The 16,847-nt window shown below is 57.5% G+C and carries 10 protein-coding genes; 9 read left to right on the top strand and 1 reads right to left on the bottom strand.

Annotated features, from left to right (window positions below):
• The first annotated feature begins 323 nt into the window (after positions 1-323).
• The 5 genes from rplJ (at position 324) to ACT2B1_RS17410 (ending at position 11,223) form a co-directional block, all read left to right on the top strand.
• Complete coding sequence (gene rplJ, locus ACT2B1_RS17430) at positions 324-842, top strand: 50S ribosomal protein L10 (protein ID WP_170355300.1); 519 nt, start codon at positions 324-326, stop codon at positions 840-842.
• A gap of 80 nt (positions 843-922) precedes the next feature.
• Positions 923-1,300, top strand: coding sequence for a 50S ribosomal protein L7/L12 (rplL, locus tag ACT2B1_RS17425; RefSeq protein WP_170485701.1), 378 nt, complete (start codon positions 923-925; stop codon positions 1,298-1,300).
• A gap of 248 nt (positions 1,301-1,548) precedes the next feature.
• Positions 1,549-5,685: a DNA-directed RNA polymerase subunit beta gene (gene rpoB / locus ACT2B1_RS17420; RefSeq protein ID WP_481668264.1), complete on the top strand. Its 4,137-nt coding sequence runs from the start codon at positions 1,549-1,551 to the stop codon at positions 5,683-5,685.
• Between the two features lie 50 nt (positions 5,686-5,735).
• On the top strand, positions 5,736-9,977 hold the full coding sequence (gene rpoC / locus ACT2B1_RS17415) for a DNA-directed RNA polymerase subunit beta' (protein ID WP_171240231.1): 4,242 nt from the start codon (positions 5,736-5,738) through the stop codon (positions 9,975-9,977).
• A gap of 358 nt (positions 9,978-10,335) precedes the next feature.
• Positions 10,336-11,223 carry a DMT family transporter gene (locus tag ACT2B1_RS17410; protein ID WP_171240232.1) on the top strand — a complete coding sequence of 296 codons (888 nt, stop codon included), beginning with the start codon at positions 10,336-10,338 and terminating at the stop codon, positions 11,221-11,223.
• On the opposite strand, the gene ACT2B1_RS17405 is transcribed toward ACT2B1_RS17410, so the two are convergent.
• On the bottom strand, positions 11,165-11,971 hold the full coding sequence (locus ACT2B1_RS17405; protein ID WP_481668263.1) for a putative rhamnosyl transferase: 807 nt from the start codon (positions 11,969-11,971) through the stop codon (positions 11,165-11,167). The genes ACT2B1_RS17410 and ACT2B1_RS17405 overlap by 59 nt on opposite strands.
• A 398-nt stretch (positions 11,972-12,369) precedes the next feature.
• On the opposite strand from ACT2B1_RS17405, the gene rpsL reads away from it, so the two are divergent.
• From rpsL to tuf, 4 genes are all read left to right on the top strand, one after another.
• Positions 12,370-12,741: a 30S ribosomal protein S12 gene (gene rpsL / locus ACT2B1_RS17400; RefSeq protein WP_005621086.1), complete on the top strand. Its 372-nt coding sequence runs from the start codon at positions 12,370-12,372 to the stop codon at positions 12,739-12,741.
• A 15-nt stretch (positions 12,742-12,756) separates the two neighbouring features.
• Positions 12,757-13,227 carry a 30S ribosomal protein S7 gene (gene rpsG, locus ACT2B1_RS17395; protein WP_010441203.1) on the top strand — a complete coding sequence of 157 codons (471 nt, stop codon included), beginning with the start codon at positions 12,757-12,759 and terminating at the stop codon, positions 13,225-13,227.
• A gap of 18 nt (positions 13,228-13,245) precedes the next feature.
• A complete protein-coding gene (fusA, locus tag ACT2B1_RS17390) occupies positions 13,246-15,363 on the top strand; it encodes an elongation factor G (RefSeq protein ID WP_481668262.1) in 2,118 nt (705 codons plus the stop codon).
• Positions 15,364-15,447: 84 nt separating this feature from the next.
• Positions 15,448-16,623 (top strand): elongation factor Tu, encoded by a 1,176-nt coding sequence (tuf, locus tag ACT2B1_RS17385; RefSeq protein ID WP_481668261.1) that lies wholly within the window; start codon positions 15,448-15,450, stop codon positions 16,621-16,623.
• Positions 16,624-16,847: the final 224 nt, after the last annotated feature.

Here is a 16,847-nt window from a genome sequence, read left to right as displayed (position 1 = left end):
TCTGGTGGGTTCGAACTGGGGTGCAAAATGGCGTGGCCAAATTCGCAATTTACCCCTTGGAAACCCCATCCAACTGCCCTAATAAGACTTGCGGAGTAAAGCGTGCGATTCGTCGTGCGCTTTATTTCGTTTCGTCCAAGACGGTGGGTGGTGCCATTCGGCCCCTTAATCTCCTGCCTGAGACGGGTAAGACCAAAGAATTCTGAGGGTCGCGATCCTCGGGCGCATTTTGGCCAATCCCGTAACAACGGACCTGAACGCCGGGGTTTCACCCTCGGCAAATATGAGCCGGGATGTCCAACATCCCAAACTTGGAGAGAACTGTGGATAGAGCCCAGAAAGAGAAAGTGGTCGAGGAACTCGGCCAAATCTTCGAAAGCTCTGGCGTCGTAGTGGTAGCCCATTACGCCGGTCTGACAGTTGCCGAGATGCAGGACCTTCGCGCACGTGCTCGTGACGCGGGTGGTGCCGTGCGTGTTGCCAAGAACAGGCTTGCCAAAATCGCCCTCGACGGAAAGCCATGTGAAAGCATTGGTGACCTGCTGACGGGTATGACCGTTCTGACCTATTCCGAGGACCCCGTGGCAGCAGCCAAGGTGGCCGAGGACTTCGCCAAAGAGAACCAAAAGTTCGAAATTCTTGGCGGTGCAATGGGCGAGAACGCTCTGGACCGGGCTGGTGTTACAGCCGTGTCGAAAATGCCGTCGCGTGAAGAGCTTATTGCTACGATCGCTGGTATGCTTGGCGCGCCTGCTTCGAACATCGCCGGTGCAATTGGCGCACCTGCAAGCAACATCGCAAGCATCCTTTCCACCATCGAAGAGAAGGCGGAAGCTGCGTAAGCGGTTGGCACTGAATGATCTGCGTGGGGTGAATACCCTGACGTTGGAACACACACTGTAAAACGGAAAGAGCTAATACAATGGCTGATCTGAAAGCACTGGCAGAAAGCATCGTGGGTCTGACCCTGCTGGAAGCACAAGAACTGAAAACCATCCTCAAAGACGAGTACGGCATCGAGCCCGCAGCTGGCGGCGCCGTAATGGTCGCAGGTGCAGCTGGCGACGCCGGCGGTGCAGCTGCTGAGGAAAAAACCGAATTCGACGTCGTTCTGAAGAACGCCGGCGCTTCGAAAATCAACGTGATCAAAGAAGTTCGCGGCATCACCGGTCTGGGCCTGAAAGAAGCCAAGGAACTGGTCGAAGCTGGCGGCAAGATCAAAGAAGGCGTCGACAAAGCAGAAGCCGAAGAGATCAAAGGCAAGCTGGAAGCAGCTGGCGCCGAGGTCGAACTGGCCTAAGTCAGTCCAATGGCGCATCGCTGATGCGTCGGAAATTTGGCTGGGTCCGGAGAAATCCGGGTCCAGCCGAACCTGTCTTAGAAAGGGCCTCAACTTTGGGGCGTTTTCTAAGACGCGGTTCTTGGATCGGGAGGCTGCCTTCGGGACGGTGGCCATGAATTGATCCGGACGTGTCGTCTCGAATGTGCAAGATGCCGGGGCCCGACGGTGTCTTTGCCCGCTGAGAACATCGAAAGGTGACATCTGACATGGCTCAAACGTTCCTTGGCCAGAAACGTCTTCGTAAATATTACGGCAAAATCCGTGAAGTTTTGGAAATGCCGAACCTCATTGAGGTCCAGAAATCTTCTTATGATCTTTTCCTACGCTCCGGCGATGCAGAGCAGCCCACTGACGGCGAAGGCATCAAAGGCGTGTTCCAGTCGGTTTTCCCGATCAAGGATTTCAACGAAACCTCCGTTCTGGAGTTCGTGAAATACGATCTGGAAAAACCCAAATATGACGTCGAAGAGTGCATGCAGCGCGACATGACCTACAGCGCGCCGCTGAAGGTGACTCTGCGTCTGATCGTGTTTGATGTCGATGAGGACACCGGCGCGAAATCGGTCAAGGACATCAAGGAACAGGACGTGTTCATGGGCGACATGCCCCTGATGACGCCGAACGGTACGTTCATCGTGAACGGTACCGAGCGTGTGATCGTCAGCCAGATGCACCGTTCGCCCGGTGTGTTCTTTGACCACGACAAGGGCAAGACCCACTCGTCCGGTAAACTGTTGTTTGCCTGCCGCATAATCCCGTATCGCGGCAGCTGGCTGGACTTTGAGTTCGACGCCAAGGACATCGTGTTCGCCCGCATCGACCGCCGTCGCAAACTGCCTGTGACCACCCTGCTTTATGCGCTGGGTCTGGACCAGGAAGCCATCATGGACGCGTATTACGAGACCGTGTCCTACAAGCTGGACAAGAAGAATGGATGGGTCACACCGTTCTTCCCCGAGCGCGTGCGTGGTACCCGTCCGACATATGATCTGATCGACGCGAAATCCGGCGAAGTGATTGCCGAAGCGGGCAAGAAAGTCACCCCGCGTGCTGTCAAGAAACTGATCGACGAAGGCACTGTCACCGACCTGTTGGTTCCGTTTGACCACATCGTCGGCAAGTTTGTCGCCAAGGACATCATCAACGAAGAAAACGGGGCGATCTATGTCGAGGCCGGTGATGAGCTGACCCTGGAATATGACAAGGACGGCGATCTGATTGGTGGTTCTGTCAAAGAACTGATGGATGCGGGCATCACCGATGTTCCGGTTCTGGACATCGACAACGTCAACGTTGGCCCCTACATGCGCAACACCATGGCTCAGGACAAGAACCTGAACCGTGAAAGCGCTCTGATGGACATCTACCGCGTCATGCGCCCGGGTGAGCCGCCCACCGTCGAAGCGGCCTCGGCCCTGTTCGACACGTTGTTCTTCGACAGCGAGCGCTATGACCTGTCTGCCGTTGGTCGCGTGAAGATGAACATGCGTTTGGCTCTGGACGCGCCGGACACCCTGCGCACCCTGCGCCGCGAAGACATCGTGGCCTGCATCAAGGCGCTGGTGGAACTGCGCGACGGCAAAGGCGACGTGGACGATATCGACCACCTCGGCAACCGTCGTGTGCGTTCGGTCGGCGAACTGATGGAAAACCAGTACCGCGTTGGCCTGCTGCGCATGGAGCGCGCGATCAAAGAGCGTATGTCGTCGGTCGAGATTGACACCGTCATGCCGCAAGACTTGATCAACGCGAAACCGGCTGCGGCTGCCGTCCGCGAATTCTTCGGCTCGTCGCAGCTGTCGCAGTTCATGGACCAGACCAACCCGCTGTCGGAAGTCACCCACAAACGCCGCCTCTCGGCGCTTGGCCCCGGTGGTCTGACGCGTGAGCGTGCGGGCTTTGAGGTGCGTGACGTACACCCGACCCACTACGGCCGGATGTGCCCGATTGAAACGCCTGAAGGTCCGAACATCGGTCTGATCAACTCGCTGGCCACCTTCGCCCGCGTGAACAAGTATGGCTTCATCGAAACACCGTATCGCGTCGTCAAAGACGCCGAGGTGACCGATGAGGTTCACTACATGTCCGCGACCGAGGAAATGCGTCACACTGTGGCGCAGGCGAACGCGACGCTGGATGCTGATGGCAAGTTCATCAACGATCTGGTCTCGACCCGTCAGGCGGGTGACTACACTCTTGCCCCGCGTGAGAATGTTGACCTAATCGACGTGTCGCCGAAACAGCTGGTCTCGGTCGCTGCATCGCTGATCCCGTTCCTTGAAAATGACGACGCCAACCGCGCTCTGATGGGCTCGAACATGCAACGTCAGGCGGTTCCGCTGCTGCGCGCCGAAGCGCCGCTGGTCGGTACCGGCATCGAAGAAAAGGTTGCGATCGACTCGGGCGCTGCAATTCAGGCGAAACGCGCCGGTATCATCGACCAGGTCGATGCCCAGCGTATCGTTATCCGCGCCACCGAAGATCTGGAACTGGGCGACGCTGGCGTAGACATCTATCGTCTGCGCAAATTCCAGCGTTCGAACCAGAACACCTGCATCAACCAGCGTCCGCTGATCAAGGTGGGTGACACCGTCCAGAAGGGCGAAGTCATTGCCGATGGTCCGTCGACCGATATGGGTGAACTGGCCCTTGGTAAAAACGTGGTCGTCGCGTTCATGCCGTGGAACGGTTACAACTATGAAGACTCGATCCTGATCTCGGAACGTATCGCGCGCGATGACGTCTTTACCTCGGTCCATATCGAGGAATTCGAAGTCGCCGCCCGTGACACCAAGCTGGGCCCGGAAGAGATCACCCGTGACATCCCGAATGTCGGTGAAGAAGCGCTGCGCAACCTCGACGAGGCGGGTATCGTTTACATCGGCGCGGATGTTGAGCCGGGCGATATTCTGGTCGGCAAGATCACTCCGAAGGGCGAAAGCCCGATGACCCCGGAAGAAAAGCTTCTGCGCGCCATCTTTGGTGAGAAAGCATCTGACGTGCGCGACACCTCGCTGCGCGTGAAGCCGGGCGATTACGGTACGGTCGTTGAGGTCCGCGTCTTCAACCGTCACGGCGTCGAGAAAGACGAGCGTGCGCTGCAGATCGAGCGTGAGGAAGTCGAACGTTTGGCCCGTGACCGGGATGACGAGCTGGCGATCCTTGACCGCAACATCTATGCGCGTCTGCAAGGTCTGATCCTGGGTAAAACCGCTGTCAAAGGCCCGAAAGGCGTCAAGGCAGGGTCGGTGATCACCGAGGATCTGCTGGAAACCCTGACCCGTGGTCAGTGGTGGCAGCTGGCGCTGGAAGGCGAGCAGGACGCACAGATCGTCGAGGCCCTGAATGAGCAGTACGAAGTGCAAAAGCGTGCTCTGGACGCCCGTTTCGAGGACAAGGTCGAGAAAGTCCGCCGTGGCGATGACCTGCCCCCGGGTGTGATGAAGATGGTCAAAGTCTTCATCGCCGTGAAGCGCAAGCTGCAGCCGGGCGACAAGATGGCCGGTCGTCACGGGAACAAAGGTGTGATCTCCAAGGTTGTTCCGATGGAAGACATGCCGTTCCTGGCCGATGGTACCCCGGTTGACTTCTGTCTGAACCCGCTGGGCGTGCCTTCGCGTATGAACGTAGGTCAGATTCTGGAAACCCACATGGGTTGGGCCGCACGCGGTCTGGGTCTGAACATCGACGACGCTCTGGGTGAGTACCGCCGGTCCGGCGACCTGACCCCGGTGCGCGAAGCGATGAAGCTGGCCTATGGCGAAGATGTCTACGAAGAAGGCATCACCGGTCTGGACGAGGATGGCCTGATCGAGGCTGCGGGCAACGTGACCCGCGGTGTTCCGATCGCAACCCCGGTCTTCGACGGTGCCAAAGAGGCTGACGTCAACGACGCGCTGGTGCGTGCGGGCTTCTCGGAAAGCGGTCAGTCGGTTCTGTTCGACGGTCGTACCGGTGAGCAATTCGCACGTCCGGTGACCGTGGGCATCAAGTACTTGCTGAAACTGCACCACCTTGTGGACGACAAGATCCACGCGCGTTCGACCGGGCCCTACAGCCTGGTTACTCAGCAGCCGCTGGGTGGTAAGGCGCAGTTCGGTGGTCAGCGCTTTGGTGAGATGGAGGTCTGGGCTCTGGAAGCTTACGGCGCCGCCTACACCCTGCAGGAGATGCTCACCGTGAAATCGGATGACGTCGCCGGCCGGACCAAGGTCTATGAGTCGATCGTCAAGGGCGAGGATAACTTTGAAGCGGGCGTACCGGAATCATTCAACGTTCTGGTTAAAGAAGTCCGTGGCCTCGGCCTGAATATGGAACTCCTGGATGCGGAGGTTGAGGAGTAAGGGCGCTGCCCTTTCTCCCGTCCCCCCTTCCGCAAGATTTGAGGTAACAAATGAACCAGGAAATCACCAACAACCCGTTCAACCCGCTGACGCCCCCGAAGGTCTTTGACGAGATCAAGGTCTCACTGGCGTCGCCCGAGCGGATCCTGTCTTGGTCCTATGGCGAGATCAAGAAACCCGAAACCATCAACTACCGGACGTTCAAGCCCGAGCGTGACGGCCTGTTCTGCGCGCGTATCTTTGGCCCGATCAAAGATTACGAATGTCTGTGCGGCAAATATAAGCGGATGAAGTATCGCGGCGTTGTCTGCGAGAAATGCGGTGTGGAAGTCACCCTGCAGAAAGTCCGCCGCGAGCGTATGGGCCATATCGAACTGGCTGCGCCCGTTGCACATATCTGGTTCCTGAAATCGCTGCCGTCCCGCATCGGTCTGATGCTGGACATGACGCTGCGCGATCTGGAACGCGTTCTGTACTTTGAAAACTACGTCGTCATCGAGCCCGGTCTGACCGACCTGACCTACGGCCAGATGCTGACCGAAGAAGAGTACATGGACGCGCAGGATGCCTATGGAATGGACGCGTTCACCGCGAATATCGGTGCCGAAGCTATCCGTGAGATGCTGGCCCAGATCGATCTGGAAGCCGAAGCCGAGCAGCTGCGCGCTGATCTGGCCGAAGCAACCGGCGAACTGAAGCCCAAGAAGATCATCAAGCGCCTGAAGGTTGTTGAATCCTTCCTCGAGTCGGGCAACCGGCCCGAATGGATGGTGATGACCGTGATCCCGGTCATTCCGCCGGAACTGCGTCCGCTGGTTCCGCTGGATGGTGGCCGTTTCGCGACTTCGGATCTGAACGATCTGTATCGCCGTGTCATCAACCGGAACAACCGTCTGAAGCGCCTGATCGAGCTGCGCGCGCCTGACATCATCGTCCGCAACGAAAAGCGGATGTTGCAGGAATCCGTGGATGCTTTGTTCGACAATGGCCGTCGTGGCCGCGTGATCACCGGCGCCAACAAGCGTCCGCTGAAATCGCTGTCTGACATGCTGAAAGGCAAGCAGGGTCGCTTCCGTCAGAACCTTCTGGGTAAGCGCGTCGACTTCTCGGGCCGTTCGGTCATTGTGACCGGCCCGGAACTCAAGCTGCACCAGTGTGGCCTGCCCAAGAAGATGGCGTTGGAGCTGTTCAAGCCGTTCATCTACTCGCGCCTTGAAGCCAAGGGTCTGTCTTCGACCGTGAAACAGGCGAAGAAACTGGTTGAGAAAGAGCGTCCCGAAGTGTGGGATATCCTCGACGAAGTGATCCGCGAACACCCTGTCATGCTGAACCGTGCGCCTACGCTGCACCGTCTTGGCATTCAGGCGTTCGAACCGGTTCTGATCGAAGGCAAAGCCATCCAGTTGCACCCGCTGGTCTGTTCGGCCTTTAACGCCGACTTCGATGGTGACCAGATGGCGGTTCACGTGCCTCTGAGCCTTGAGGCGCAGTTGGAAGCCCGTGTTCTGATGATGTCAACGAACAACGTTCTGTCGCCTGCAAACGGCGCACCGATCATCGTTCCGTCGCAGGATATGATCCTGGGCCTCTACTATGTGACCCTGGAACGCGAAGGCATGCCGGGTGAAGGCAAGGTCTTTGGTTCGATCGAAGAAGTTCAGCACGCGCTGGACGCCGGTGAAGTGCACCTGCACACCAAGATCACCGCGCGGATCACGCAGATCGACGACGAAGGCAACGAAGTTCAGAAGCGTTACGAGACCACTCCGGGCCGTCTGCGTCTGGGTGCGTTGCTGCCGATGAACAACAAAGCGCCGTTCGAGCTGGTCAACCGCCTGCTGCGGAAGAAAGAAGTGCAGCAGGTGATCGACACCGTCTACCGTTACTGCGGTCAGAAAGAGTCGGTTATCTTCTGTGACCAGATCATGTCGATGGGCTTCAAAGAAGCGTTCAAGGCGGGCATCTCGTTCGGTAAGGACGACATGGTCATTCCGGGCGATAAGTGGGGCATCGTCGATGACACCCGCGATCAGGTGAAAGACTTTGAACAGCAGTACATGGACGGCCTGATCACTCAGGGCGAAAAGTACAACAAAGTTGTCGATGCCTGGTCGAAGTGTAACGACCGGGTGACCGACGCGATGATGAGCACAATCTCATCCTCGGATCGGGCAGAGGATGGGTCTGAACAGGAACCGAACTCGGTCTACATGATGGCACACTCGGGTGCGCGTGGCTCGGTCACTCAGATGAAACAGCTGGGTGGTATGCGCGGCCTGATGGCCAAGCCGAACGGCGACATCATCGAAACGCCGATCATCTCGAACTTTAAAGAAGGTCTGACCGTTCTCGAGTACTTCAACTCGACCCACGGTGCCCGTAAAGGTCTGTCGGATACCGCTCTGAAGACGGCGAACTCGGGTTACCTGACCCGTCGTCTGGTGGACGTGGCGCAAGACTGTATCGTTCGTGAGATCGACTGTGGCACCGAGCGTGCGATCACTGCCGAAGCAGCCGTGAACGATGGTGAGGTTGTCGCCTCGCTGGCCGAACGCGTGCTGGGCCGTGTGGCCGCAGACGATGTTCTGCGTCCGGGCACCGATGAGGTGATCGTGGCAGCCGGGCAGCTGATCGACGAACGTATGGCTGACACCATTGACGAAGCTGGCGTTGCCTCGATGCGCATCCGCTCGCCTCTGACCTGTGAGTCCGAGGAAGGCGTTTGTGCAACCTGCTACGGTCGTGACCTGGCTCGCGGTACCATGGTGAACACGGGTGAAGCTGTTGGCATCATCGCCGCGCAGTCGATCGGTGAACCCGGTACACAGCTGACCATGCGGACCTTCCACATCGGTGGTGTTGCGCAAGGTGGTCAGCAGTCGTTCCAGGAAGCCAACCAGGAAGGCGTTGTCGCGTTCGAAAACCCGCAGATTCTGGTCAATGCCGCAGGCGAAAGCCTGGTCATGGGCCGGAACATGAAGCTGGTGATCAACGACGAACACGGCGAAGAGCGTGCCAGCTTCAAGCTGGGCTATGGCTCCAAGCTGTTCGTCAAGGATGGCGCAACCGTTGCCCGTGGCGACAAGCTGTTCGAGTGGGATCCCTACACCCTGCCGATCATCGCCGAGAAAGCCGGTACTGCGAAATACGTTGACCTTGTTTCGGGCCTTGCTGTCCGCGACGAGACCGACGAAGCAACCGGTATGACCCAGAAGATCGTGATCGACTGGCGCGCCGCCCCTAAAGGCAGCGACCTCAAGCCCGAGATCATTCTGGTCGGTGAAGATGGCGAGCCGGTCCGCAACGACGCGGGCAACCCGGTTCACTATCCGATGTCGGTGGATGCGATCCTGTCAGTTGAAGATGGTCAGCAAATCGAAGCTGGTGACGTTGTCGCGCGTATCCCGCGTGAAGGTGCCAAGACCAAGGACATCACCGGTGGTCTGCCGCGTGTGGCCGAACTGTTCGAAGCCCGCCGTCCGAAAGATCACGCGATCATCGCAGAAGCCGATGGTTACGTACGCTTTGGCCGCGACTACAAGAACAAGCGCCGCATCAGCATCGAACCGGCTGACGAGTCCATGGAGACCATCGAATACATGGTTCCCAAGGGCAAGCACATCCCGGTCGCCGAAGGGGATTTCATCCAGAAGGGTGAATATCTGATGGACGGTAATCCGGCTCCGCACGACATCCTGTCCATCATGGGTGTCGAAGCGCTGGCGGATTACATGATCGACGAGGTGCAGGACGTCTATCGCTTGCAGGGCGTGAAGATCAACGACAAGCACATCGAAGTCATCGTGCGCCAGATGCTGCAGAAGTGGGAGATCCTGGATTCAGGCGATACCACCCTGCTGAAAGGCGAACATGTCGACAAGCAAGAGTTCGACGCAGCCAACGAGAAGACCATCGCGCGCGGTGGTCGTCCGGCACAGGGCGAGCCGATCCTTCTGGGGATCACCAAAGCCTCGCTGCAAACGCGTTCGTTCATCTCGGCGGCGTCGTTCCAGGAAACCACCCGTGTGCTGACCGAAGCGTCGGTTCAGGGCAAGAAAGACAAACTGGTTGGCCTGAAAGAGAACGTCATCGTCGGTCGTCTGATCCCCGCCGGTACCGGTGGTGCGACCCAGGCCGTGCGTCAGGTTGCGCAATCGCGTGACAACGTGGTCATCGAAGCCCGCCGGGAAGAGGCCGAAGCCGCCGCTGCCCTTGCCGCTCCGGTCATTGACGACGACATGGTTGGTGATGAGCTGGACGTGGTGATCGACACTCCGGAAAGCCGCGAATAAGCGAACCTTTAGAACAATGAACAGGCCCTGCGGAAACGTGGGGCCTTTTCTTTTGGTCAAAGCCGTCGCCTTCGCCGGATGATGGGTGCCAAGCGCTGAGGGTTAAGACCAGAAAATCGAGCGCGAATACATTAAACGCACCTTTTGCCGATACGCTATGGATTGGTGGTGATGCGGTTATTGCCAGAAACCTTGAGGGTCTTTCTCGAAAATAGTCTCGGAAAAAATAGTAATCTCAAAAATAATTTTTAATTTCAGTATTTTATACAAAATGACAATTTTGCGTTTCGGGGTCGAGTATTGACTTGCCATGCTTCGTCCGCGCGAATGTGCAGGACGATATTCGAGTTTTGTTTCAATGACCCCAAACATGAAAGGCGCCCTGTTGATGATGGGCAGCATGGCTGCGTTTACCATCAACGATACCTTGGTAAAGGTTGCAGGGGCCGAGGTTCCTTTGTTTCAGATGGTGGCAATGCGGGGTGTTCTGGCGACGGTACTTGTTTTCTTGCTGGTTCGCCATTTTGGGGCCCTGCATCTGAATTTTCCGCGCCATGACAAATGGCTTGTCGCCGCGCGATGCCTGGCCGAACTGTCGGCCACATTCTTCTTTTTGACGGCGCTTCTGCACATGCCGCTGGCGAATGTGACGGCAGTCCTTCAGGCCTTGCCGTTGACTGTAACACTGGGGGCTGCGCTGTTTTTCCGCGAATATATCGGTTGGCGACGGGTCGCTGCGATCGGGATGGGCTTTGTCGGCATGTTGTTGATCGTGCGGCCCGGCCCCGAGGGTTTTAGCGTTTTCTCAATTTATGCGCTGATTGCGGTGGCTTCGGTGACTGCACGGGACTTGATCACACGACGCATGTCCAGCCATGTGCCTTCGCTTGTTGTGACACTCGCAACGACTGTGACGATTACGTTGGCTGCAAGTGTCGCCACGTTTGTAACGGGATGGCAGCCCGTGCCGACCGAGGCGGGCATTTTGGTCGCCTCCGCCGCCGTGTTTGTTCTGATGGGATACCTGTTCAGCGTTATGGTGATGCGCGAAGGGGATGTGGGTTTTATCGCACCTTTCCGCTATTCCAGCCTGATCTGGGCACTGGGGCTGGGTTGGGTGGTGTTCGGTGACTGGCCGGACGCAATTACAATGCTGGGCGCAGTGCTTGTCGTTGGCGCGGGTCTGTTTACGCTTTTCCGTGAACGCGCCGGACAGCGTCCTGTTCAATCGCGAAACGCGCGATAAACTCGCCTTCCTGTTCCGGGGTGAGGGGCAAAAGCTCGGCGCTGTTCTTGCGGGCGTGGGGTGAGTCGTTGAACTGGTTCAGTGTGCGTACCCACATTGGCGCATCAGGATAGCTGATCACCGGCATGAAATTCCCCATCCGGTAATGAGAGGAATTCATGATCGTCAGGTCACACCCGCCGCGCACATACATGCCCAAACCCACACCGAGCAAAGGCTGAAACTTCGGCGCTGCCAAAATCCCATTGGGACCGAACCGTGCAAGAAATCCGTTGTTGTAGTCGATTGCGACAGTTTTATTTTTTTCAATCAGCCCTTTGCCGTCCTGCAGGGCAATTCGCAGCCGTTCGACGAAATCAACGGATACTGCATCGTCGTCGTCATGACGGAATTGCAGACAAGGCGCATCGGGGTTTTCACGTGCGGCGTTCAGAACCTCTTTCATGACGAGGCGCTGTCGCTTGGGCTCTCGGGCGATGATCCTGATTTGCTTCATACCCGTCGTCAAATCGTGAAGCCGGTCAAAGGCGGGCTTGGGCAGGCAATCACCTATCACGACCAGCAGTTGAAAATCCTCGTCGGTCTGTTCTTTGAAACAGGGCAGGGTGGTTGTTTCGAACAGGCGAAACCGCTCTTCCAGACGAGCGGAGTTATAGAGATAGGCGCGGCGCTCTTCGATCGTTTCATGTTCGATCTGAAAGCCGCCATAAGCAGGGTAAGAAAAGCGGCACAAGCCGATAACTTGCATGTTTCATCCATGACGCAGGGCGTTGCCGGGGACTATGCCCACACGACCCGAAACTCGCAACGTCTGATGTGCTGGAAGTGCTGGGCAAACTGCGATAATTCAAGGCGAAGCCGTCAGTCGGGCACCAGATCAGGTGTGCTGTTGACACTTGGGCCGACTCCCCCTATTACGCGCGTCATCTCGGTACCGGGGGCCGCCCCATAACCGATTTCAGTAATGAACTGGTCAAGGCCCGGACAATTTTGCCGTTCGCGCCCTCTGATAACCAACCGCGACGTTCACCTCGGAATGGGAACGCTCGCGGGTTTTGCGCTTGTGGACGCATGAGTGCAGCAAAGTTGAACCGCACGCAATGCGCGTGCATGTCATGTGTGTTGCAAAACGGGGAAGAAACCGGAATGCCAACTATTCAACAGCTGATCCGCAAGCCGCGGCAGCCCAAAGTAAAACGCTCGAAGTCCATGCACCTGGAGCAGTGCCCGCAGAAACGCGGCGTCTGCACACGTGTGTATACCACCACACCGAAAAAGCCGAACTCGGCTATGCGTAAGGTTGCCAAGGTGCGCCTGACCAACGGGTTCGAGGTCATCTCGTACATCCCCGGTGAAAGCCACAACCTGCAGGAACACTCGGTTGTTCTGATCCGTGGCGGCCGTGTGAAAGACCTTCCCGGTGTGCGTTACCACATCCTACGCGGTGTTCTGGATACTCAGGGCGTCAAAGATCGTAAGCAACGTCGTTCGAAATACGGCGCGAAGCGTCCCAAGTAAGAAGGAGAGGCTGATATGTCACGTCGTCACGCCGCCGAAAAACGCGAAGTCCTGCCTGACGCCAAATTTGGCGACAAGGTTCTGACCAAATTCATGAACAACCTGATGATCGACGGCAAGAAGTCGGTCGCAGAGCGCATCGTTTACAACGCGTTTGACCGCGTCGAGAACAAGGTAAAGCGCGCACCGGTCGAAGTGTTCCACGAAGCGCTCGACAACATCAAACCGTCGGTCGAGGTTCGCTCGCGCCGGGTTGGTGGTGCAACCTATCAGGTTCCGGTCGAAGTCCGCCCCGAACGCCGCGAAGCATTGGCCATCCGTTGGCTGATCACCGCTGCGCGCGGCCGCAACGAAAACACCATGGAAGAACGCCTCGCCGGTGAACTGCTGGACGCTGTACAGTCCCGCGGTACCGCCGTGAAGAAGCGCGAAGACACCCACAAGATGGCCGAGGCGAACAAAGCCTTCAGCCACTACCGTTGGTAATCCAGAGGCTTATCAAAAATGGCACGCGAATATCCGCTCGAACTATACCGTAACTTCGGTATCATGGCGCACATCGACGCAGGTAAGACCACCTGCTCGGAGCGTATCCTGTATTACACTGGTAAATCCCACAACATCGGTGAGGTGCACGATGGTGCAGCCACCATGGACTGGATGGAGCAGGAGCAGGAACGCGGCATCACCATCACTTCGGCTGCGACTACCACTTTCTGGGAGCGCACCGAAGACGGTAAAACCGCCGATACCCCCAAGCACCGCCTGAACATCATCGACACCCCCGGCCACGTTGACTTCACCATCGAAGTTGAGCGTTCGCTGGCGGTTCTCGACGGTGCCGTCTGCGTTCTGGACGCAAACGCCGGTGTTGAGCCCCAGACCGAAACCGTGTGGCGTCAGGCTGACCGCTACAAGGTTCCGCGTATGGTTTTCGTCAACAAGATGGACAAGATCGGCGCAGACTTCTTCAACTGCGTTCGCATGATCGAAGACCGCACCGGTGCACGTGCTGTTCCGGTTGGCATTCCGATCGGCGCCGAGTCCGAGCTGGAAGGTCTGATCGACCTGGTCACCATGGAAGAATGGCTGTGGCAAGGTGAAGATCTGGGCGCAAGCTGGATCAAAGCTCCGATCCGCGACAGCCTGAAAGACATGGCTGACGAATGGCGCGGCAAGATGATCGAAGCGGCCGTCGAAATGGACGACGACGCGATGATGGAATACCTGGAAGGCAATGAGCCCGACGTTGAGACCCTGCGCGCCCTGCTGCGTAAAGGGACCCTGGACATCGCGTTTGTTCCGGTTCTGGGTGGTTCGGCGTTCAAGAACAAAGGTGTTCAGCCGCTGCTGAACGCTGTGATCGACTATCTGCCCAGCCCGCTGGACGTTGTTGATTACATGGGCTTCGCCCCCGGTGACGAAACCGAAGAGCGTAACATCGCACGTCGTGCAGACGACGACATGGCGTTCTCGGGTCTGGCGTTCAAAATCATGAACGACCCCTTCGTTGGCTCGCTGACCTTCACCCGGATCTACTCGGGCACCATGAACAAGGGTGACTCGATCCTGAACTCGACCAAAGGTAAGAAAGAGCGCATCGGTCGTATGATGATGATGCACTCGAACAACCGGGAAGAGATCGAAGAAGCGTTTGCAGGCGACATCATCGCGCTGGCGGGTCTGAAAGACACCACCACCGGTGACACCCTGTGTGACGCGAAAGAGCCGGTGGTTCTGGAAACCATGACCTTCCCCGATCCGGTGATCGAAATCGCGGTCGAGCCCAAAACCAAGGGCGACCAAGAGAAGATGTCTCAGGGTCTGGCCCGTCTGGCCGCCGAAGACCCATCCTTCCGTGTGGAAACTGATCTGGAATCGGGTCAGACCATCATGAAGGGTATGGGCGAACTTCACCTGGACATCCTGGTTGACCGTCTGAAGCGCGAGTTCAAGGTTGAAGCGAACATTGGTGCGCCGCAGGTGGCCTATCGTGAGACCATCTCGATGCCGGTCGAGCACACCTACACCCACAAGAAACAGTCGGGTGGTTCGGGTCAGTTCGGTGAAGTTAAGCTGGAAATCCAGCCGACCGAACCGGGCGAAGGTTATTCGTTCGAAAGCCGCATCGTTGGTGGTGCCGTTCCGAAGGAATACATTCCGGGCGTTGAAAAAGGCATCAACTCGGTCATGGACAGCGGCCCGCTGGCTGGCTTCCCCGTGATCGACTTCAAGGTTGCCCTGCTGGACGGTAAGTTCCACGACGTTGACTCGAGCGTTCTGGCGTTCGAAATCGCGGCCCGTATGTGTATGCGTGAAGGCATGCGCAAAGCTGGCGCGAAACTCCTGGAACCGATCATGAAGGTCGAAGTGATCACCCCGGAAGAATACACCGGCGGTATCATCGGCGACCTGACCTCGCGTCGCGGCCAGGTGTCTGGTCAGGAACCGCGCGGCAACGCGATCGCGATCGACGCGTTCGTTCCGCTGGCGAACATGTTCGGCTACATCAACACCCTGCGTTCGATGTCGTCGGGCCGTGCCCAGTTCACCATGCAGTTCGACCACTACGATCCGGTTCCGCAGAACATCTCGGACGAGATTCAGGCGAAATACGCATAAGACGGTGCGCCGGGCTAAGGCCCGGCCTACCAAATACCCGTAGGCCGGGCTTTAGCCCGGCACCCGCAAATTAAGGAGGCCATCATGGCAAAGGAAAAGTTTGAGCGTACAAAACCGCACGTCAACATCGGCACGATTGGCCACGTTGACCATGGTAAAACGACGCTGACCGCAGCAATCACCAAGTATTTCGGTGACTTCAAAGCGTATGACCAGATTGACGGTGCGCCGGAAGAAAAAGCGCGCGGCATCACCATCTCGACCGCCCACGTGGAATACGAGACTGACAACCGTCACTATGCGCACGTTGACTGCCCCGGCCACGCCGACTACGTCAAGAACATGATCACCGGTGCTGCCCAGATGGACGGCGCGATCCTGGTTGTGAACGCAGCTGACGGCCCGATGCCGCAAACGCGCGAGCATATCCTGCTGGGCCGCCAGGTTGGCATCCCGAAAATGGTCGTGTTCATGAACAAAGTTGACCAGGTTGACGACGAAGAGCTGCTGGAACTGGTTGAGATGGAAGTTCGCGAACTGCTGTCCAGCTACGACTACCCCGGCGACGATGTTCCGATCATCGCAGGTTCGGCTCTGGCGGCGATGGAAGGCAACAACCCGGAAATCGGCGAAGAGAAGATCAAAGAGCTGATGGCGGCTGTTGACGACTACATCGACACCCCTGAGCGTGAAGTTGACAAGCCGTTCCTGATGCCGGTCGAAGACGTGTTCTCGATCTCGGGTCGTGGTACCGTTGTGACCGGTCGTGTTGAGCGTGGCGTGATCAATGTTGGCGACGAGATCGAAATCGTCGGCATCCGTGAGACCCAGAAAACCACCTGTACCGGTGTTGAAATGTTCCGCAAGCTGCTGGATCGCGGTGAAGCGGGCGACAACATCGGCGCCCTGCTGCGCGGTATCGACCGTGACGGCGTTGAGCGTGGCCAGGTTCTGTGTAAGCCGGGTTCGGTTACACCGCACACCAAGTTCGAAGCCGAAGCCTATATCCTGACCAAGGAAGAAGGCGGCCGTCACACGCCGTTCTTCGCGAACTACCGTCCGCAGTTCTACTTCCGTACGACTGACGTGACCGGCACCGTGACCCTGGCGGCTGGCACCGAGATGGTTATGCCCGGCGACAACGTCGGCTTCACCGTCGAGCTGATCGCACCGATCGCGATGGAAGACGGCCTGCGCTTCGCCATCCGTGAAGGCGGCCGTACCGTTGGCGCCGGCGTTGTGTCGAAAATCATCGAATAAGGCGCGCTTGTCGCGCCTGGTTGCGACAGGCGATTTTCCAAAGGAAAATCTGCCGAGAGCAACTCGGTTATGAATTAAGAAAGGCCGCTCCCAAAGGAGCGGCCTTTTTCTTTTTTGCCTAAGCTACCTGAGGTGCTAGCTTCATTCTTATTAACAAATTGCAATTAAAAAGAGGTCATAAGATGCTTTTCTCGGCTCGTTCAGTTTGTCTTGTCGCGGCTGTT

The sequence above is a fragment of the Ruegeria sp. S263 genome (assembly GCF_056780525.1).
The sequence above is the reverse complement of the archived record's forward strand: the minus strand, read 5'-3'. Positions and strand labels throughout refer to the sequence as shown.